Origin of the sequence: Herbidospora daliensis (genome assembly GCF_001570585.1) — a bacterium.
Classification (GTDB): Bacteria; Actinomycetota; Actinomycetes; order Streptosporangiales; family Streptosporangiaceae; genus Herbidospora; species Herbidospora daliensis.
Map to the genome: position 1 here is coordinate 206,860 of NZ_BBXF01000008.1, position 18,416 is coordinate 225,275.

The window sequence follows — 18,416 nt, forward strand, 5'->3', positions numbered from 1 at the left end:
CTCCTACTTCCAGCCGTGGCGACGGCCGATTTGAACGATGGTGTCGGCGAGCTCCTTGGTGACGGCCTCGCCCTTCTCCTCGACCGCGTCGAACAGGAACGGCCGCGCCTTCTGTGCCACCCAGACGTCCCGGTTGCCGAACACCGGGTGCCGGAACGGGTCGCCCGAGATGCCCTCGAAGGGGCGCGCGTGGGGCGCACGCTTCGCGCTCGTCACGATCACGACGCCGCCGCGCCTCTTGGCGAACTTCGTGGTGATGCGAGTCGCCCTCGGGATGCGGCTCGACCAGCTCGCGTTCGCGCGGGCCTGGGAGAGCACCGGCTCGGCGCCCCGCTTGAGCGCCGGCCTGAGCTCCTTCCGCAGATCCGGCGGGATCTTGCCGAGATCCCGGGTCAGCTTGCGGATCGCCCGGGTCGCGTCGAGCTTGACGTCGATCATGGCTACGACGTCGCCCGCGAGACCGCGCCCGAGGTCGGGTACGTCACGCCCTTGGTCGCCAGCTCGCCGACGTTGCCGCCCACGGTGTGCTGGCTGATGAAGACCTCGCCGGTGTACTTCGGGTTGGTCGCGGAGACCGAGCCGGCGTCCGGCCGCACCTCGAAGCTGACGACCGTGCCGAACAGCGGCCACAGCGTGACGTCGGTCTCGGCGGCGGCGAAGTCGTCGAGGAACTCGATCTGGAGCTGGCCGGACTTGAGGCCGCCGCGGGCCTTCACCCAGCCGTCGCCCATGGCGGTCGGGTCGAGCTGGGCCGAGTCCAGGGTGAGAGTCGCACCCTTGACGTGGTCCGACATGTCGACCGAGTTGATGGCGACGTACATGTTGGTCAGTGCGAGAACACCCATGGGAACCTCCGGACATGCGAACCAGGCCCCGCGACGGCGAGGCTGGAAGGGGCTGCTACTGGACGGCGAGAGCCCCGGCGACGACGAACGCGCCGGTGATCGCTGAGATGTTGAAGCGGTAGTGGGTGTCGGTGATGGCGCCCGCGACCCGGGTCATCCACCGCCCGCCCGCCGTGGTGAAGGGGCCGAGGGTGGCCCGCGTCGTCGGCGACCCGAACCCGGACGAGTCGTCCGACTGGACCTGCACCGTGATCGTCGTCCCGGGCGTCCCGAACAGGTGCAGCGTGGCGTAGAGGAACTGCCCGGCCCCGACGGCGCCGAGGTTCTGAACGCTTCCGAGCACGCCCGTCGCGTTCACCTGCCCCATCGCCTTGGCCAGGCGACCCCGGACCACACCGACGGCCTCGGTGTTCTTCCCGGCCAGCGTGAACGGCGCCAGGTCGCCCACGTTCCCGCCGAGGACGTAGTTGAAGTTGCCGCCCTGCCACATGTAGGCCGGGCCGCCCTCGGTCTCCTCAGGCCCGAACGTGACGACCCTGCCGTCTACGCCGAGGTCACCGAACGCGATCGGGTCGACCTGGTCGGCCCCGGCCTGCCACAGGCCGCCCATGCTGAACTCGCCGGTCTTCAGCCCGCCACCGGCGAGCGTCCGCCAGCCCTGGGAACGGAAGGTCGTCCGGTCGAGCTCGGCCGCCGAGCCGTTGAACGTCAGGGCGTTGCTGTCGCCCGTGAAGTCGTGCGAGTCGACATACGAGAAGGCGTTGACCAGCGTGATCGGGCTCATTCGTCACCCTCCTTCGGCTCGGTCTCCGACTGCGGCGCGGCCGGGGCCTTCACGGCGATGTGGCCCGCCTCGACGAGCGCGTCGACGTCCACCACGTCGGGGTCGAGGGTGACGGTTCGGCCAGGGGGGACGCCGTCGACGGCGTGCGGCCCGACGACGTGGAAGCGGCGCTTTGCGGCCATTACTCCTCCGGTGGGTTCTCATCCGGCGGCGGCTCGTCGGCGATCGGCTCGATCCATCCGCCGGCCAGGTAGGTCTTGGCGTTGATGTCGTCGAGCTCGATCCGCTCGCCGGGTGCCTTCCCGGCGACGTGCTCGGGCCCGACCACGCGATAGACGGCCACGGCTACTCCGTTCCTCGGGTGGCGACCATGAGCCGCAGCTTCGCGCCGATGTGATCGATCGAGGCGGCGGTGAACGTGGTGCCGTAGCTCGACATCGCCGTGATGTGGGCGGCGGTGTTGGACAGCCCCAGCGTCCGCGCCTTGAAGATCGCCTGACGGATGGACCGGTCACCGGCCCCGGTCACCAGGGCGTCGAGCTGGTCCTGAGCTGTGCCGAGCTCTCCGTCGGAGACCATCACCCACAGCTCGAAGAACCACACGTCCGTGCCGCGCCCCATGGTCTCCCCGAACTCGGCGTCCTGGGGGAAGACGACGACGCACGGCAGCACGTTCGTGGCGCCGGGAACGGTGTCGTACACCTGTAGCCCCGAGATCGCGCCCTCCAGGGTCGCCTTGATGGCGTCCCGGACCGCCTCCAGGCCCGCCATCAGACACCTGCCATCTCGGCCCGCACGAAGCCGTTCAGCAGCTCGCAGACGTCGGAGTCGCGGCGCGAGATGCGGACCGCGAACCCCTCCGAACCCATGCCGGCCACGCCGAACGGCGAGTCCTTTCGCAGGAACAGCGCGGCGGCCCGGAGAAGGGTCGCCTCGTGGACGTCGTCGGGGATCGCCGACCAGCCGAACCGGGCCGTCACCCGCAGGGTTGGACGGCCCGAGCTGACCGGGAACCGGTGGTCGCCGATCGCCCGCAGCTTCCACCAGGCGTACGCCCCGCCGTCCGCGTCAGCGTCCAGCGGTTCCGGCTGGAAGTCGGACGGGCCCCAGGTCGTCGACCACGAGCCGTCCAGCGCCGGGTCAGTCTCGACGACCAGGTCGTCGAGGGTCGAGATGTCGTGGACTCTCACCAGCGCGCCGTCATCGGGCCGGTAGCGGCGGGTCTGGACCGTCGGGTCCTGCCAGAACCGGCGATGGGTGTACTTCTCCACGGCCCGCGAGGTCGCGTTGACGGCCCGCTCCAGCAGCGTCAGGGACAGCTTGTCGCCGGAGTCCCCGAGGTGCTCGCGCAGCTCGTCGACCGTGCAGTAGCCGTTGACGACTGTCACCGGTTCGCCGCGCCCTTGTGCTGCCGGTCCGGCGCGGGCTTGGCCTGACGCGGCTTCGCGGGCGTCTCCTTGGCCTCCTGGAGGGCGCCCGGCGAGTCGTTGTTGACCCAGTCGGCGACCTCGGGCTCCAGCTCGACGGTCTCGCCGGCCTCCCAGGGGCCGAGGACGTCGCCGTCCCGATCGGCCCGGTAGGCGTGCTGCACCTCGTAGCGGGTCATGACTGCGCTCCGACCATGCCGTACCAGCGGACGCCGTCACACCACACCATCGCGGCCTCGGCCTGCGTCGGCGTGACGATCGTGGCGCCGAGGGCGTCCCGGACGGTCAGCACCTCGGCGGCGTCGGCCGTGTTCGAGATGTACAGGAACGCCCCACGGCAGGACGCCGCGGCGGGCAGGTCGAGGTTCCGGCCGGCGCCGCCCGGGTCGAAGGCGACCGCCTGGAACTTCTCGACCTCGGCCAGGGTCAGCACCCGGTTGCCCGTCAGGGTTTCCGCCGTGCGCGCCGAGAACCGAGAGGCCCGGCCGGTCGGCGCGATTGCGATGCGCTCTCGCATCGATACCTCCTCATGCCGAGGGCCGGGCGCGACGGCCCGGCCCTGGTTGGCTCGCTCGGTTACAGGTCGATGTTGTAAAGGACGTCGGCCCACTCGATGCCGCTCGCGGCACCGGTGGGGGTGAAGCGCCCGAAGCCCATGCGCAGCGAGTAGACGATGCGCGTCTGGTCCGTGGCCGGGATGCGCTCGGTCTCGACCTGGACGCTGCGCCGGTTGCCGACCACGCAACCGCCACGGTTGAACGTGACGATCTGCCCCTTGGTGTTGTTCGCCGGGGTGTCGAAGCTGACCTTGCCGTCGGCCTCGGTCTTCGACAGGTCGATCGAGGAGATCAGCGGGTGGGACAGCACCCGCCCCTGCTGGCCGTTGAGGATCGTCGCGCCGGGGCCGAACTTGTCGACCGTCAGGACCTCGTCGAGGAACGCCACGGCGTCGGCGGTCTCGGGGTCGGCGATGTAGACCAGGTCGCTCGGGTCGTTCGGGTGGCCCCAGTCGTGCTTGTAGGTCGTCGACAGCATGCGGCCCTTCTGGGCCCGGAACTCGTTGAGGCTGATTGCGCCCGCGACGCTCTTGGAGTTGCCGGTGTTGTCGACCAGGCCGGCGTGCCGGATGCCGTCGAAGGCGAGGAAGTGCTCCGTGCCGCCCGGGTCCTCGTCGTCCTGGTTGATGTTGCCCGTCGCGGCGTCGGTCGTGTCGCCGTTCAGGACCAGGGAGTCCATGTGGTGGGCCAGCGAGCGCATCGCCTGGCGCCGCAGGAACGGGATGAACGGGGTGATGGAGTCCTCCTCCATCTCGCCGGACCACATCTGGTGCATCACGAACTTGCGCGCGTTGACCTGGACGCGGTTGGAGCCGGTCTTGGTCGTCGCGTAGTTCGCCGAGTTGTTGTCCGTCGACTCGCCGACGAACAGCAGTGCCGGGAGGCCCGCCTCGACCGGCAGGTACGCGGTCGGGTCGGTCATCTGGAAGGAGTTGATCAGGTTGAACACCCGGGCCTGGGCTTGGGCGCCCGTCCAGAGCTCGCCGACGTACTGGGCGCCGATGAGCTGCGAACCGAAGCCCGACTCGGCGGTGTCCATCGCGCGAACGGCGCGCTCGTAGTCGCGGAAGCTGCCGAAGCGGCCTTCCCGCCACATCTTGTCGAGCTGCTCGTAGCCGTCACCGCGGACCAGCGCGGTCTCCCGATAGCGGCCCTCGGAGATCGCGTTGAAGGTGCGGGTCAGCTCCTCCGACGGGCCCTGCTTGGACCGGCCCGACTCCTTCGCAGCCCGGAGCAGGTCGTGGCAGAACTCCACGTCGGCGACGGTCCAGCCGAGGCGGGCGTACTTGCCGCCGATGAGCTGCTGGTCGGCGCGGCCGAACTTCATCTTGCGGAGGAACTCGTTGTCCTCGGTGAGCATGCCCTGGAGCGTCTCCTCGACCAGCGCGCGGAGGCGCTGGTCGCTCATCTTCTCCGCCAGGTCGGCGTTGACGCCTTCGAACCGCTGGCGGATGTCAGCGGCGAGGGCCTCAAGCGTGATCCCACTCATTCCATGAACCCCTTTCAGAGGGTGATCGCGGCCAGGAGGCCCTGGGCTGCGTCGTCTTCGATCCCGGCCACGAGCTCCTCGGGCGGGGCGGTTGGTGTGGCCTTCATCGCCCGCGCGACCGCGAAGGCGAGAAGGTCAAGGTCGGCGGTCTCCGCCAGGTCGGCCGAGACGCGGACGGTGTGCCACAGGCCGGAAGGCTCGCGGACGGTCTCCACGGGGACGTGAACGCCGGCGGCGTCGAGCTGTTCGAGCAGCGAGGCCATGGCCCGGGAGCGGCCCGACTCCACGACCGCCGCGGCGTCCATCGGGACGGTCACCGCCGAGAGCTCCAGCAGCTCCCACTTCTCGGCGACGCCGCCCTTCCAGTACGAGCCGACGCCGTTCTCCCAGGCGTGGACGTCGAAGCCGATGCTGACCGCGTTCATGAACCCGCCGCGATACTTCCGCTCGACCTCGACGGCGAACTCGTCGGCCCGGTCGAACACCACGTCGATCAGCAGCCGGGCCCCGTCGACCCGGACGTCGGTCGCCCGGCCGATGGGCAGGCTCGACCGGCCGTAGGTCTGGTGCCCGTACAGGAAGACCGGGTTCGAGCGGTAGCGCTCCAGCTTCGCGCCGGTCATACGCAGGTCGATCAGGTCAGCCTTGCGGCCCTCGGTCGCGGCGATGAACCGCAGCGGCCCATCCTCTTCGGTGGCGTCGCGGTCCAGAGCGGCCCGCGTGTAACCCATATCCATGGTCATCTCCTCGCGTGACCGTTGATCTGCGGGAACGCGGCCATCAGCAGCGCCCTCGCCTCGTCTTCCACGGCCTGATCGTTCGTGGTCTCGTCGTCCGGCTCCGTGTCGGGCTCGGTGTCCGGCTCGTCATCGGCCTCGCCGGTGGGGGAGGTGTCGCCCTGGGGTCGCGACGTGGCGTCGCTGACCGCCGACTTGTTGACCGGCGCCCACCAGACGTCGCCCCAGGCCACGGGCGCTTCGCCGTTCTTGGCGCGGATCTCGTTGATCGTGTAGCGGCCCACCTCGATGGCCTGCCGCTCACGCGACCACACGTCGGAGACCGCCTCTTGCAGCGCCGGCACCTTCGAGTAGTCGTACTCGGCATACTGCGCCCCGCCCCGCCGCTTGAACATCGGAAGGAGCGACTCGGCGATCTCGTCGGACCGGAGCTGAGAGTCAGGGACGAGCGTGTGAGTCCAGAGGATGCTCTGCAGGTCGCGGACGTTGCTGAGGGTCGCGTGCTCCAGGTCGTTCAGCAGCGGCACCGGGATGCCGTAGGCGTTGGCGACCTGCCGCAACGTGAGTTGGAGGCCCCCGAGGAACTCGGCGTCCTTCGGGGTGACGCCCATCTCCTTGAAGGACGCCTCGAAGCGCAGGACCGCCCACCGGTGGGCCTTGTCGACGCCCTTGAAGCGCGTGTCCAGGTCGTCTCGGAGGTCGTCGGCCTGGTGCTTCTCGAAGGTGACCTTGTCGCCCGCCGGCATGACCACGCCGCCGGGCATCAGGCCGTTGGTGAACAGGTTCCGGTTGGCCTTCATCATCGCCGAGGCGGTGTCGGCCGCCAGGCGAGACGCGGCCACGGGGGAGAGAGGCGCGAACTCGTCGAGGGGGTTCGGGTAGCGGAACCAGACGATCTCGTCGGGCCTGAACTCGATCATCGGGCCGCCGTAGATCGGTTCGTAGAGGAACTTCTCCAGGTAGCCCGACTCGTGCTCGACCGGGCGCATCCTCGACGGCTTGCACCACCAGATCTCGCGGGGAACGCCGGCGTCGTCCTTCTCGACGGCCCAGAACGACTGGCCCCACACGCACATCGACAGCTCATCCATGCGGGCCAGCCGGCGCGGCGTCCAGAACGGGTTCACGTACTCCAGCAGCTCGACGGCCGGGCCGTTGATGACCTCGGTCCGGGCCGTGCCACGGCCCCGGAAGAGCTGCAGATTGAGGCTCGACATCAGCCGGGCGCGCAGGCTCGCCGCCGAGAAGATCTCGTTCGAGGTGGCGATGTACTCGCCGTACTCCTCGGGCGAGAACTCCGAGACGTCGTGCCCGTGCGAGGAGACGAACGGGACGACCGCGCCCTGACCGACCGGCCACGCGCGAGGCTTCCGCGCCGCGCGCATGCGGTCCAGCAGGCCCATCAGTCGGCCTCACCGTGGGCGGACTTCCAGCCCAGCACCACGGCCGTCAGCGCCCACGACACGACCGCCCACACCGCCCGGACGACCTGAGCGGCGACCCAGCCCACGACGAAGAACACCCACGCGATCGGCGTCAGCACGACCGTCACGGGGTCGAGCTGCCGCGCGCCGTGCTGGACGCGCTCCACCACCGTCGTCATGTCCACCCCCTATGCCATCAGCGAGCCGACCAGCTTGATCGGCCCCTTCTTGAGGTGGCCCCGGGTCTGGAAGCCCCAGCGGGCCAGCGTGACCGCCACGACCGGGCTGATGTCGACGCTGACGCCGCGCCGGGCCCACGCCCACAGGTCGGACAGGTCGCGTTTCGTCGCGCCGGCCAAGGCGGCGTTGAGCGGCGCCTGGTCGAGGTGGCGCAGCGTCGAACGCCAGTCCTCCGGGGCGTCCTTCGGGGGCACCACGGCGTCGTACAGCGATCCGCACGCCTGGGCATGGTCACGCGCGGTCGGCTTCACGACCTCGATGCCCGCCGCCTCCAGATCGGGGATGAGCGAGCCTGCCGGGCCAGCGCCGTCGACCACGACCGCACACGGGCCCCATCGCTCGATCAGCGTCAGCGTCCGCGCGACCATCCATCCCGTGCCGGCCCGGTGGTCGATCACCTCGACGTGCTCCAGGCCGTCGGCGCGGCGGCCGGCGGCGGCGATCGAGCCCCACGACCGGTCCGGGGTGACGTCGAGGGCGATGGCGATGGGGTCGACCAGCTCCGACTCGGGGTCGATGATCGCCGTCCAGTCGTCCTGGGGGATCACCGACCACTCGGGTGCCAGCTTGTCGACCTTCTGGCAGAGGCACTCGGTCCGGAACACGCCCTCGGGGTCGGTGTCGAGCGCGTCGGCCAAGGCCTCCTCGGTCACCGTGTAGCCCAGGCTCGGGTTCGCCAGCGCCCACGCGGTCCGGTCCTGCAGCCGACACCGGACGGTGTGCCGCTTCCCCGGGCGCCCGCACGTGCATTTCACGTCGTCGGGGGCGCTCCACTCGAAGTGCCCGAACGAGCCGTCCCCGCCGCTCTCGACGGCCTCACGGCCCTTCTCGACCAGGTCGTTCAGGACCACGCTCTTGTCGTCGCCCGCGTTGGTGAAGGCCCAGATCTGCGCCTGCTTCCGCGCGATCGTGGTCTTCGTGACGGCGGCCCAGGCGTCCCAGGTCTGATGCTCGCGCAGCTCGTCAAGGTTGACGTCGTCCGCGCTCAGCGACCGGCCGCCCTTGCGGCTCGCCGCGGCGACCTTCCACCGGGAGCCGTTCGCCAGGCGCAGCGCCTTCTTCCCGTTCGTCCGGTCGACGTGCACGACCTCGGCCGCGAGCTCCGGCGTGGCCTCGACCAGGTCGACGGCGTTGCCCCAGGACTCTTCGGAGTAGTCGAGGTTCTGCGCGGTGCCGAGCACCAGGCCCACGCCGAGGATGAACATCTTCCACAGGTTCTTGACCTCGACGATCGTGGTCTTTCCGTTCTGCCGGGCAACCAGGACCAGGACCGTGCGGAACCGGAACTTGCCGTCGGGGCGCAACTCGTGGGCGTGGATCAGCAGCCAGCGCTGCCACGGAATCGGCTCGATGCCCAGCGGGTCGTTCGCGAACTCCACCGCGCCGAACCCGCGCGACGTCTCCGGCGTCAGCGCACATCCACACCCACACGGACCCGGAGGCCCGGTCACCAGCGGCGGCGTCCAGAGCCTAGGCGTCGTGCTTCCCAGCAGCGGCACGGAGCTGCGCAACACGACCCCCCGCCTGCTTCTCCTTGCCCAGCACCTTGCGTGCGGCCGGCGCCCCGCCGAGGTCACGAAGCACGCCCTGGAGCTGGGGGCCGAGCCAGCCGACGGTCTTGGTGACCTCGCACTTCGCTTCGAGGGCCTTCAGGCGCTTGAAGGCGCCCTCGTCGCCGGCCAGGTCGCGGCGCACCTCGTCGAGCTCTTGCGCGCGGTCGACGGCGGTCTCGATCTCGTCGGCCAGACGCAGCGCGAGGGCCTTCATGGGCTCGTCGGCGGGGGTCAGCCAGTCCATCGCCTTGATCGCGTCGCGTACGGCATCACGCAGGTCAGGGGCGCGTTCGCGGGGCGGATCGGCTGTGACGGCCTTCAGATCGGGCTTGCGAGTACGAGGGGGCACCCCATCACCTCCGACCGGGTAGGGGGTGGTCGGGGGGAGAAAAAGGGAGCGGGCGGGCCGGGTCTCCCATATGTCCGGTTTGGCGTGATTTTCAGGGGGCTATCCCCATGATCACGATCACCACGGTTAGGGCTCCCGATCTACCAAGATCGCGACGTGGGGAAGGGGGGTCGGCCGGGCTTGGTGCCCTTCTCCTGGTTGCACTTACGCCCGCAGGTCGGACAGCCCTGCCATCCGTGCGCGGGCTTGAGGTAGAGGGGGTCGCGCGGGTCGAGGCCGTTGGCTTCGAGCTCCTTGAGCGGCGGGTTGTGGTCCACCTCGGTCGACCCGTCATGACCACACAGCCAGCACGTGGTCGAGGCGGCGAGGACTGCGGCCCGGACTCTGCGCCACGGTCGGCCGACACGTCCCTTGCTGCGCGTCACGTCCGGGCAGGCGCCGGGTAGTGGCGTGAGAGCTGTGGCATGACCAGGTCCTTGGGTCCTCGTGCGTACTCGCCGTGCGGGTCGCAGCGGAACCAGATGGTTCCCGTCGTCTCGAAGCGGGCCCAGTTGCCGATCGGCTCGATCTCGCGGACCTCGGCCCCGGCCGTGACGGAACACCCGTGCATGTGGACCTCCAGCCGTGGCGGGTTGCAGGCTGCAACTTGCCGAGGTGAGGGACCGCAGGAGTCCCGATACCTGCGGTCCCTCGTGCCCCAGCTCCTCCCAGGCGAGGGGTGCCCGGGAGCTCGCCCGACGTGGCCGTGCTTCCAGTCGGGGGAGTAGGGGCCCGGCGCCCGCTGCGGCTTGACGCCGGGGAATCGTGGGCCAGAAACGCGAAAGGCCCGCTCGGTGGCGGGCCCAGTACGTCTAGCTGATCAGAATGATGCGCTACAGCAGGTCAGCCAGTCAACTCACCTTCCGTGCGTCGCGGTCCTGCACGAGCGTGATGACGTCCCCGACGCGGTAGGTCGGGATGGGGTCGCCGGTCTCGCTGAGCGACGGCTCGAACCCCCGGATGAGGATCCGGCCACGGGACGCCCACACGCGGACGGTCGACGCCCCCACGCGGTAGCCGAGCGCGGTCGCCACCTGCGAGGTCCAGGTTGCCGAGCCGAGCATGTCGGTCACCCAGTCGAGCATCCACTTCCGCCGCCGCTCGACCACGTAGTCGAGCTGACACGGCTGGCACCTGACCAGGGTTGCGCCCGGCCGGGCGTACAGGTCGCGCTCGCACTGGTTGCACGGCCCGGCGTAGATGGCGTCGGCCCGGCGGTCGATCGTCCGGCGGCCCCGCCGGATCGCGTCGCGCAGCTCGTCGAAGGCGCGGCCGGCCTCCGGGTGAGCGACGAGCGCGGCGTGCTGGCGTGCGAGCCAGCGGGCCGTGTCGCCGATCTCCTGGCCCGGGTTCGTGACTCGGTCGCGGGCGAGGTTCATCGCGACGCATGTGCGGTGCTTGCAGGCCCGGCACGTGGGCCCGGGGTAGATGGTGACGGGCGCGCTGCGGATGACGGTCACCCACGCGGTGAGGGTCTCGGCAAGGACCTTCTGGGCGTCGCGGGCCTTCTGGTTCCAGGGCACGGGCGTCTCGTCGTCGCTCCGGCCGCCGCCTCCGCTACCCATGCGGACCTGCCCGGTGGCGGCGAACTCCAGGTGTAGGGCGAGGTTGGGGACGTCGGCCAGGTCGCGCTGGAGGCTGCTGACGCAGGGCTTGCAGACGTTCAGGCTGGCGGCCATGTCGAGGCCGCAGGCGGGGCAGCGAAGCCGGAGAGGCACGGGTTTCTCCTCAGGCTGTGGATCAAGCTGTGGATGCTGTGGATAGGGCGCGGCGTTCGGCCGGGGTCTGCACGGGAGTGTCGGGCGTTCGCCGCCGGGCGCGGATGGTCACGTATCCGGGTTGGCCGGCCTCGACGGTGCGGGGGTCGACCGCCTCGAAGGGGCAGTCGGCGGCGTAGATACCGTCCGGACTTTCGGACCGGTCGTAGTCCTTGACCCAGAAGACGCGGCGAGCGAAGCCGAAGTCCCAGGACGAGAGCAGCGGGTTGAGGACGCCGTAGCCGACCGTCCGGCCGATGTAGGGGTTGGGACACCGGACGTGGCCCTTGCGGTTGCGGGTGTAGACGACGGACTGGCGGACGTAGTCGAACGTCTCGATGTCCTCGGTCCAGACGATGGCGATCTCGTGGGCGAGTCCCTCCATGAGCCGCTCGGGCCGGGCGGGGCGCCAGGTGAGGTCTCGGCTGGTGGCGTCGAGCTGGATCACGCCTTCTCCTGCTCCTGGTAGACGTCGACCACGATGGCGCTGAGACCGAGCTCGGCGACGAGTTCGGCCCGGGTCCAGAGACGGCGGTTGTTGATGAACACGGGCTCGACGACGGTCTCGGGGAAGAGCTCGCCGCCGAAGTCGGCGCTGACGACGGCCCAGGCGACGATCGGGCACCTCAGCCAGTGCTTCGTGTCGGTGTCGGCCTCGGTCTTCATCGTGACGTCGGCGGTCCAGCCGGGGCCGGCCGTGGTGAGGGAGAGCGGCGACCCGGGGATCAGGTCTCGGGGTTTCATCTCGGGACTCCTTCGTGTGGTGCTTCGCGCCCGTCAATCTGACGGGCGCAAATTTGAGACGGTCAGGTTGACCGGCTCAAATCGTGATCTTCGAGTTGACTGCCGCGATTTGCGACGGACAGGTTGTCCGGCGCGAAAGGGGCTGCTGGGTTTGCAGGGTTTAGGTGCAGGGTTTGGAAGCGCGGCCGGGCGCTAAACCCTGCACGGGTTGTCGCAGGTCAGGGGGCACGTTGCAGGCTTTGCGGGTTTAGCAGGGTTTGTTTTCGATCCGGCCTCATGTGCGCCTGTGTGCGCGTGTACGTGTAAGACCTCATTTCAAAGCCTGCTAAAGCCTGCAAACCCAGCAAACGGGCGTCTGAGCTGGGGAAACGAGTGCAGGGTTTAGCGTCAGTGATCGTTTCCAAACCCTGCATTCGGGCGTCCAAACCCTGCACGCGGCCCGCCAAACCCTGCACCCGGCTCATGCCGCACCGGCCTGCTGCTGCTCGACACGGTCCACGTGGTAGTGCCACACGCCGGTACGGGACTGCTCGCCGACGAGCTTCCAGCCGGAGAAGATCCGGCCCCGACGGCTGGTCAGGAACTTGCCGAGCCCCTTCGCGGTGAACGGCCTGCCGTCGGGCTTGCTCGGGAAGACGCCGTCCCACGAGTCGTACATCTCGCCGTTGAGGTTCTCGACCCGGGCGCTGTCGAGGAGCTGCGCAGCCGTCTGGGGCTGCCGCCCGAACTTGGTGTGCCACTTGGTCAGGAACGCGATCGTGGCCGCCTCGTCGTCGTCGGCCTGCTCCATCTCGTGCCGGTTGTCCATGAACCCGTCGATGCCGTGGAAGCGGGTGAAGCCGCCCATGGTCTGGGCCCAGGCCGAGAAGTTCCGCATCTTCAGGTCACGCTCGCGCGGCGCCCCGGCCGCCATCCACGCCGCGGTGAGCACCAGCAGGGCGCGCAGCAGCTTGGCCCGGTTGGCGTCGTCGCGGAGCCACGACCACAGGTCGTCGATCACGAAGCCCGTTCTCAGGTCGGGCCGCTCCATCTGGGGGTCGAGGCGCACCAGGACGGACCGGGACGCGATGTCCCCGCCGACGGCCACGTTGTTACCCGTGACGCACCACAGCCGGTCGTTGATCCCGTTGAACGTGGAGTTGACGCCGAGGATGCGGGAGCTGAAGTGGGTCGAGGTCAGCAGCATGGCCAGCGAGGCGTGTTCGACGGTGTCGAAGACGTCCACGTTGTCCCACGTGACCAGCGGCTCGGTGGTGTCGCGAAGGATGGCGGTGATGGACTTGGCCATCTCCTCCTCCTTGCGCGGCCAGGGGTACATGCGCCAGCCGTAGATCGAGCCGATGATCTCGGCCAGCAGCGACTTCCCCGAGCCGCGCGTGGTGGCGCTGATGACGCCGAGGGGCGCGACGCCCTGGGTGAACAGGCGCAGCAGCGGGGTCATCAGCAGGCCGACGAAGTTGGCGCGGCTCGCGGGGGAGTCGAACACGAAGTCGGCGAGCACGTAGTCGAGGAGGAACCGTCGCGCCGCCGCGATCGTGGGCAGGTCGGGCGCACCCTCGACGGGCGTGTGCGGGAAGTCCGGACGCAGGTAGAGCCGGGTCGCCGGGTCGTACCCGGGGTCCTGCAAGAAGCTGCCGTCGGCGCGGACGACGGGCGTGGTCGCCACCCCGGCCAGGGTCGGGATCCCGGACCAGACGGGCTGCGAGAGCACGTCCTTCGCGACGGCCACCGACGGCAGACCTGAGGTCTCCTCCGGCCCCAACCGGGTGGACCGGACACGGAAGCAGGCCGAATGCCGGGCGAGCAGCGCCCGCAGGCCGTTGGCGTCAATGGGCTGGATGGCCAGGCGCGGGCCGGTGCCGTCGTCCAGGTCGACGATGCGGCTCAGGCCGCCGTTGCGGACGTACAGCTCGGGGACGATGCCGCTGTTCAGGGCGTCGCTGATGAACAGGACGGCCTTGTCCTCCAGGGTGATGTCGATGCGCCGCCGCCCTTCATCGTCGCGGGAGCCGGGGGCGCCGTTCTCGAACAGGATGTCGTCGGCGGACTTCACGCGGCCCTCATCCCGGCGCGCAGCCCGGACCCGATCGTTCCGTGGTCGGAGTCGTGGCCGATCTCGGCCGGGGTGAGCCCGACCTCCAGCGCGGCGGCCTGGAGCACCTCGAAGGCGGTGCGCTCGTCGACCTCCCCGGCCGCGACCATCGCCCCGGCCTTGTGGGCGGCCCAGTTCAGCGCCGAGTTGCGGCCACCGGACGCGCTGCGGAGCACGGTGTCGACGAGACCCCGGAGCCGGGCGTGCACAGTCGCCGGCGGGGGCGGCCCGGTCTGCTGGCGCGGCTTCGCGCCCGGCGTCCGGGTGAGGTGCGCGGTGATGCGCGGGTGGAGCGGGGCGAGTTCGAGGTCGAACCGGTCGCCGATCCACCGGTAGGGCTCGCCGGTCTTGGGGCTGCGGGAGGGCCCGACGACGAAGTAGCCGCCGTCGGCCTTCACGTCCACGCCGGGGCCGAGCTTCCCGGTCCCGCCCGTGACGCGCCCGCCTGGGTGGGCGTAGACGAGGTGGGTGCCGCCGGAGGGCGTGACGGCGGTGATCGTGCCGGGGAGCACGCCCGCTTCGTCGAGGCGGGCGGCGGTCTTGATGCCGTCGCTGCCGTGCTCGTCGAGGGTGTCGATGTCGACGACGACGATGCCGGAGACGGCGCCCGTGCGGATGGCGACCAGGCCGCCGGGGATGCGCTGCTCCATGGCGCGCAGCCGGTCGGGGTCGGTCGTGGCCGCGTAGAAGCCGTGGCAGGTGAGGCAGGTGCACGCCTCCATCAGCTCGGGCGCCCTGCGGTGCTCCTTGCAGGGGTCGCAGAGCTTGACCGGCGTCTTGGTCTTGGACAACAGGAACGTCCGCCACCCGTGCGCCGCGTAGGCGAGCATCGCGTCGAGCTTGGGGGTGTCGGGCGTGATCGCGGTCATTCCCAGCTCCCCGCGGCCTCGCGACGCGCGGCGTTGGCGGCGGTCTCGTCGAGGAACTCCTCGTGGTGCCGCCTGCTGAGGTGGACCGCCGCGATGAGCGCCTCGACGCCGCGCCCGTGGGCGTTGACGGTGACCTCGGAGCCGTACAGCAGGCGCCCGAAGTCGAGGAGGGCGTCGGGCAACGTCAGGTCGAGCGTGCCCTCGACGGTGATGGTGATCCGGCCGCTGACGGGCTCTCGGACGCGCCGGGCGACCTGGCCCGCGTTCTCGCGGTCGAGGACGCCGTCACCGTCGGGGGTGAGCGTGATCTCGGTGCGCCAGGTGACTTCGACCTGGTGGGTGGTGCTGGTGTCCATTTCAGTAACCCCCGGATGTTCTTCCCGAATAGAGCTGGAGCGGATGGGGTTACTGAGCGGGCACCTCGTCCTCCAGGCCCAGGCTGCGCAGCAGGTCGACGCGGGTGACCACGTAGGAGCTGCCGAGGCGGCGGACCGGGCAAGGGAACTCTCCCGCGCGGGCCAGCTCACGGGACTTTGTGCCGCCCATGCCCCACGCCCGGCCGGCGACGACGAGGGGAACGGAGACGGGGAGCCCGAGGAGCTCTTCCATCGACATGCGGATGACCGCCATCACCGGCCCCCCGAGGGCGCGGCGAGCAGCGCGGTCATGGGGACGTCGAGGGCGCGAGCGAGGCCCTCGGCCAGCTCGGGCGTGCAGGTCTGTCGCTCGCCGCGCTCCAGGCGGGAGACGAAGGAGTCGTGGACGCCGACTTCGGCGGCGAGCTCGGCCAGGGTCTTGCCGCGAACCTGGCGGAAGGCGTTGAGGGCGTGCGAGTTGATGGGGCACCGCCCGCCTCGCTGAGTCTCAGCTTTCACAGATCACATACTGCCAGAGTTGGCACTCAACTTGCCACTATGAAGTGTCAGGTGATGTAGCTGGTTGCAGGTCGGTTGCCCCTCTGGATGTCACAAAACGGCCACATGGGGTGTCATCTTGCGCTTCTGCTGTGACAGATTGGGGAGTACTCTGGCAGTGAAACAGCACGGTCATGCAGGTCACAGGCCGATGGGCTGCCGATACGGTGAGCCGCATGGGTGATGAGGTGAGGACAACGAAGACGCAGGGCTACTACGTGCGCAGGCGTCGTGAGGCGCTTGGCCTTTCTCAGGATTCGGCAGCGTGGTTGGCCAGAGTGGCAAAGACCACCTTCCGCAATATCGAGGGCGACAAGGTCGAAGAAGCGCGCACCTGGCCTCAGGTGGAGAGGGCGCTCGGGTGGCGGCCGGGCAGCGAAGACATGATCAAGATGGGCCTGGAGCCGCGATCGGTGCTCAGTGATTCGGTGCTCCGGTCGATCGTCAAAGTGGTGCTCCGGTATCAGGAGATCGCCACTTTGATCCGGCAGGAGTGTTCGATAGCCGAAAGGCGTCTGAACGAGCTTCATGCCGAGCGGGGGAGAGTGTCGACGGAGCCCGACGCGGATCAAGAAGCAATAAGCCGTATCGAGTACGAAATAGAACGATCCGAAAAATATATCCACGAGCGAGAGCGGACTCTGGAGCTGCGGGATTACAACGCTTTCCATCTCCAGTCTATGTACTCTGGATTTCTTTACGGTTTGGCAGACGGGACGCTGGCCCCGGCTCTCACGACGCATGAGTTTGCAACCCTCATGGCGAGAGCGATGCAACCAGGGGAGTTCGAGAGTCTCGTCACCGATGTGATCAATATCACGGGTATGGATATCCGAGGCTTCCTAGATGAAGACGTACTGCAAGACCTACCTGCGAACTTGCGCAATGGAGTGCAGCGAGTCGAACGCCTCCCACATTTGATGCGCCCTCCAGCTTCTCCGGTGGAGAACCGTCTGGTTCTGTCCCTCGCCGTACCGGGCGCCGAAAATCTGGATGAGTCGGATGTGCAATTCATCGCAGCCCAAGTAACCGAGGTGGCAACAGCCATCGCGAAAGCTTTCGTGAGAGCTAAAGCTTCCGGTGCAACACAGATTCAGATGGGTGAGACGAAAAGAGGATAAGTGGTTACTGCAAATGGCTATAAGCGGTGCCGATGTAGAGATGCCGAAGGGCGCGAGTTAGGTGCAAAGTGCCCGAAGCTGCGACGGAAGAACGGCTCATGGAACCCGAACCATGGGGCGTGGGCAGGTAAAGCCGAGTTGTCCGCTGGGCCCGACGCTAAGCGGGTCTTCCTCCGGATGGGCGGCTTCGCCTCCGAGAGCGACCTCGACGACGCCTACGAGCTGGCGGGCAAACTGCTCGACATCCCCGACGCCGGGCACGAGGGACACCAGGCCCGCATGGAAATCAGGGACCTGGTCATGGCGGCCCACGCCAAGAAGGCGCCGTGGCCCGACGAGGACGAGCTCCGCCGGAAGTACAAGGCCGGCCAGCCGCTCCAGTCGATCCGGTTCGGCGAGTACTTCACCGCCTGGATAGAGCGCCGGCGCAAGGCCGGCGACATCCGCAAGACGACCCTGATGGGTTACGAATCCCACTACCGCGTCCACCTGGAAGAGGTCCTCGCCCAGGTCCGCATGGACCGCCTCTGGGTCGTCACGCTGGAGGCCGTGTTCGTCCGGATCGAGGAGAAGAACGAGGCCGTCCGGAAGGTGCGAGCCTCCGGCGACCGCGAGGCGCGGGCGGCGATCAAGGGGCAGAAGATCACGGGAGCGGCGACCAAGCAGCGCATCCGGGCGACGCTCCGGACCGTGCTGAGCGATGCCCAGCGCGAGGGCGTGATCGGGTCCAACCCCGCCAAGCTGGTCAAGCTCGACCCGGGCAAGCGGCCCAAGGCGCTCGTCTGGACGAAGGCCCGGACCGAGGCGTTCATGGAGGCGTACAACCGGCGGCTGGAGGAGACTCGCGCGGCGGCCCGGGGCCAGGCCGTGAGCGGCCTCAAGGTGTGGCGGAACACGCCCTCCGAGCTGCGGCCTTCCTCGGTCATGGTGTGGACGCCCCGCCAGCTCGGCGCGTTCCTCGACCACGCGGCCAAGCACCGGCTGTACGCCCTGTTCCACCTGATCGCCTTCCGGGGGCTTCGCCGCGGCGAGGCGTGCGGCGTCCGCTGGGTCGACGTCGACTTCGACGAGAGCACGCTCACGGTCACCAAGCAGCTCGTCCAGCTCGGCTGGGAGTTCGAGGAGGGCGCCCCGAAGACCGACGCCTCCGACAGCACGATCGCCCTCGACGCTGGCACGGCGGCCGTACTGAAGGCCCACCGGGCACGGCAGAACGCCGAGCGGCTGGAGTGGGGCGAGGCGTGGGAGAAGACCGGCCGGATCTTCACACGAGAGAACGGCGCCGAGCTGCACCCCGCGTGGGTGAGCGAGCTCTTCGAGGAGCTGACCTACGAGGCCGGCCTTCCGCCGATCCGGCTTCACGACCTCCGGCACGTCGCGGCGTCGATCGCGTTCGCGGCCGGGGCTGATATGAAGATCGTGTCTGCGATGCTGCGGCACTCGTCGACCGGGATCACGAGCGACACCTACACGTC

The 18,416-nt window shown here is 69.2% G+C and carries 26 protein-coding genes and 1 pseudogene; 2 read left to right on the plus strand and 25 right to left on the minus strand.

The window, feature by feature from the left end; translation table 11 throughout:
* Nucleotides 1–3 precede the first annotated feature (3 nt).
* The 25 genes from AW274_RS33535 to AW274_RS33645 all read right to left on the minus strand — a co-directional run bounded on the left by AW274_RS33535 (nt 4) and on the right by AW274_RS33645 (nt 15,781).
* Entirely contained in the window at nt 4–438 is a 435-nt protein-coding gene (locus tag AW274_RS33535; RefSeq protein WP_062441258.1) for an HK97 gp10 family phage protein, read from the minus strand.
* A gap of 2 nt (nt 439–440) precedes the next feature.
* Nucleotides 441–845: a hypothetical protein gene (locus AW274_RS33540; protein ID WP_063813820.1), complete on the minus strand. Its 405-nt coding sequence runs from the start codon at nt 843–845 to the stop codon at nt 441–443.
* A gap of 55 nt (nt 846–900) precedes the next feature.
* On the minus strand, nt 901–1,629 hold the full coding sequence (locus AW274_RS33545; RefSeq protein WP_062441265.1) for a hypothetical protein: 729 nt from the start codon (nt 1,627–1,629) through the stop codon (nt 901–903).
* Complete coding sequence (locus AW274_RS33550; RefSeq protein ID WP_062441268.1) at nt 1,626–1,811, minus strand: hypothetical protein; 186 nt, start codon at nt 1,809–1,811, stop codon at nt 1,626–1,628. The genes AW274_RS33545 and AW274_RS33550 overlap by 4 nt, the downstream gene beginning before the upstream one ends.
* The gene (locus AW274_RS40840) at nt 1,811–1,972 is read right to left on the minus strand and encodes a hypothetical protein (RefSeq protein ID WP_157520878.1); all 162 of its coding nucleotides are present in this window, start codon (nt 1,970–1,972) and stop codon (nt 1,811–1,813) included. Before AW274_RS40840 ends, AW274_RS33550 begins: the two co-directional genes overlap by 1 nt.
* A gap of 2 nt (nt 1,973–1,974) precedes the next feature.
* Nucleotides 1,975–2,400, minus strand: a complete 426-nt coding sequence (locus tag AW274_RS33555) for a hypothetical protein (protein WP_062441271.1) — start codon at nt 2,398–2,400, stop codon at nt 1,975–1,977.
* Entirely contained in the window at nt 2,400–3,017 is a 618-nt protein-coding gene (locus AW274_RS33560) for a hypothetical protein (protein ID WP_062441275.1), read from the minus strand. Before AW274_RS33560 ends, AW274_RS33555 begins: the two co-directional genes overlap by 1 nt.
* Nucleotides 3,014–3,235: a hypothetical protein gene (locus AW274_RS33565; RefSeq protein ID WP_062441279.1), complete on the minus strand. Its 222-nt coding sequence runs from the start codon at nt 3,233–3,235 to the stop codon at nt 3,014–3,016. Before AW274_RS33565 ends, AW274_RS33560 begins: the two co-directional genes overlap by 4 nt.
* Nucleotides 3,232–3,573 (minus strand): hypothetical protein, encoded by a 342-nt coding sequence (locus tag AW274_RS33570; RefSeq protein ID WP_062441282.1) that lies wholly within the window; start codon nt 3,571–3,573, stop codon nt 3,232–3,234. Before AW274_RS33570 ends, AW274_RS33565 begins: the two co-directional genes overlap by 4 nt.
* A 59-nt stretch (nt 3,574–3,632) precedes the next feature.
* Nucleotides 3,633–5,102 (minus strand): hypothetical protein, encoded by a 1,470-nt coding sequence (locus tag AW274_RS33575; RefSeq protein WP_062441286.1) that lies wholly within the window; start codon nt 5,100–5,102, stop codon nt 3,633–3,635.
* 14 nt (nt 5,103–5,116) lie between these two features.
* Nucleotides 5,117–5,839 carry an HK97 family phage prohead protease gene (locus AW274_RS33580; protein WP_157520879.1) on the minus strand — a complete coding sequence of 241 codons (723 nt, stop codon included), beginning with the start codon at nt 5,837–5,839 and terminating at the stop codon, nt 5,117–5,119.
* Nucleotides 5,840–5,841: 2 nt separating this feature from the next.
* Nucleotides 5,842–7,242 carry a phage portal protein gene (locus AW274_RS33585; protein ID WP_062441292.1) on the minus strand — a complete coding sequence of 467 codons (1,401 nt, stop codon included), beginning with the start codon at nt 7,240–7,242 and terminating at the stop codon, nt 5,842–5,844.
* Nucleotides 7,242–7,442, minus strand: coding sequence for a hypothetical protein (locus tag AW274_RS33590; protein WP_157520880.1), 201 nt, complete (start codon nt 7,440–7,442; stop codon nt 7,242–7,244). Before AW274_RS33590 ends, AW274_RS33585 begins: the two co-directional genes overlap by 1 nt.
* Before the next feature lie 9 nt (nt 7,443–7,451).
* Entirely contained in the window at nt 7,452–8,882 is a 1,431-nt protein-coding gene (locus AW274_RS33595; protein WP_062441299.1) for a terminase large subunit domain-containing protein, read from the minus strand.
* Nucleotides 8,883–8,973: 91 nt separating this feature from the next.
* Nucleotides 8,974–9,405, minus strand: a complete 432-nt coding sequence (locus tag AW274_RS33600) for a terminase small subunit (RefSeq protein WP_232320599.1) — start codon at nt 9,403–9,405, stop codon at nt 8,974–8,976.
* A gap of 140 nt (nt 9,406–9,545) precedes the next feature.
* Nucleotides 9,546–9,722, minus strand: a complete 177-nt coding sequence (locus AW274_RS39780; protein WP_157520881.1) for a hypothetical protein — start codon at nt 9,720–9,722, stop codon at nt 9,546–9,548.
* Nucleotides 9,723–9,826: 104 nt separating this feature from the next.
* Nucleotides 9,827–10,015 (minus strand): hypothetical protein, encoded by a 189-nt coding sequence (locus AW274_RS33605; protein WP_062441301.1) that lies wholly within the window; start codon nt 10,013–10,015, stop codon nt 9,827–9,829.
* Nucleotides 10,016–10,295: 280 nt separating this feature from the next.
* Nucleotides 10,296–11,162 carry a hypothetical protein gene (locus tag AW274_RS33610; protein ID WP_157520882.1) on the minus strand — a complete coding sequence of 289 codons (867 nt, stop codon included), beginning with the start codon at nt 11,160–11,162 and terminating at the stop codon, nt 10,296–10,298.
* Nucleotides 11,163–11,184: 22 nt separating this feature from the next.
* Nucleotides 11,185–11,649, minus strand: coding sequence for a DUF6009 family protein (locus AW274_RS33615; protein ID WP_198169535.1), 465 nt, complete (start codon nt 11,647–11,649; stop codon nt 11,185–11,187).
* Nucleotides 11,646–11,945 (minus strand): hypothetical protein, encoded by a 300-nt coding sequence (locus AW274_RS33620; protein ID WP_062441308.1) that lies wholly within the window; start codon nt 11,943–11,945, stop codon nt 11,646–11,648. The genes AW274_RS33615 and AW274_RS33620 overlap by 4 nt, the downstream gene beginning before the upstream one ends.
* Nucleotides 11,946–12,405: 460 nt before the next feature.
* Nucleotides 12,406–13,998 (minus strand): hypothetical protein, encoded by a 1,593-nt coding sequence (locus AW274_RS33625; RefSeq protein WP_062441312.1) that lies wholly within the window; start codon nt 13,996–13,998, stop codon nt 12,406–12,408.
* The gene (locus AW274_RS33630) at nt 13,995–14,906 is read right to left on the minus strand and encodes a bifunctional DNA primase/polymerase (RefSeq protein ID WP_062441315.1); all 912 of its coding nucleotides are present in this window, start codon (nt 14,904–14,906) and stop codon (nt 13,995–13,997) included. The genes AW274_RS33625 and AW274_RS33630 overlap by 4 nt, the downstream gene beginning before the upstream one ends.
* The gene (locus AW274_RS33635) at nt 14,903–15,262 is read right to left on the minus strand and encodes a hypothetical protein (protein WP_062441319.1); all 360 of its coding nucleotides are present in this window, start codon (nt 15,260–15,262) and stop codon (nt 14,903–14,905) included. The genes AW274_RS33630 and AW274_RS33635 overlap by 4 nt, the downstream gene beginning before the upstream one ends.
* A gap of 49 nt (nt 15,263–15,311) precedes the next feature.
* Nucleotides 15,312–15,536: a hypothetical protein gene (locus tag AW274_RS33640; RefSeq protein ID WP_232320600.1), complete on the minus strand. Its 225-nt coding sequence runs from the start codon at nt 15,534–15,536 to the stop codon at nt 15,312–15,314.
* Entirely contained in the window at nt 15,536–15,781 is a 246-nt protein-coding gene (locus AW274_RS33645) for a helix-turn-helix domain-containing protein (RefSeq protein WP_062441322.1), read from the minus strand. The genes AW274_RS33640 and AW274_RS33645 overlap by 1 nt, the downstream gene beginning before the upstream one ends.
* 215 nt (nt 15,782–15,996) lie before the next feature.
* On the opposite strand from AW274_RS33645, the gene AW274_RS33650 reads away from it, so the two are divergent.
* Both AW274_RS33650 and AW274_RS43085 read left to right on the plus strand, forming a co-directional pair.
* Nucleotides 15,997–16,941: a hypothetical protein gene (locus tag AW274_RS33650; protein WP_157520883.1), complete on the plus strand. Its 945-nt coding sequence runs from the start codon at nt 15,997–15,999 to the stop codon at nt 16,939–16,941.
* Between the two features lie 924 nt (nt 16,942–17,865).
* Nucleotides 17,866–18,357: pseudogene (locus AW274_RS43085) on the plus strand (tyrosine-type recombinase/integrase); the annotation flags it as partial.
* Nucleotides 18,358–18,416 lie beyond the last annotated feature (59 nt).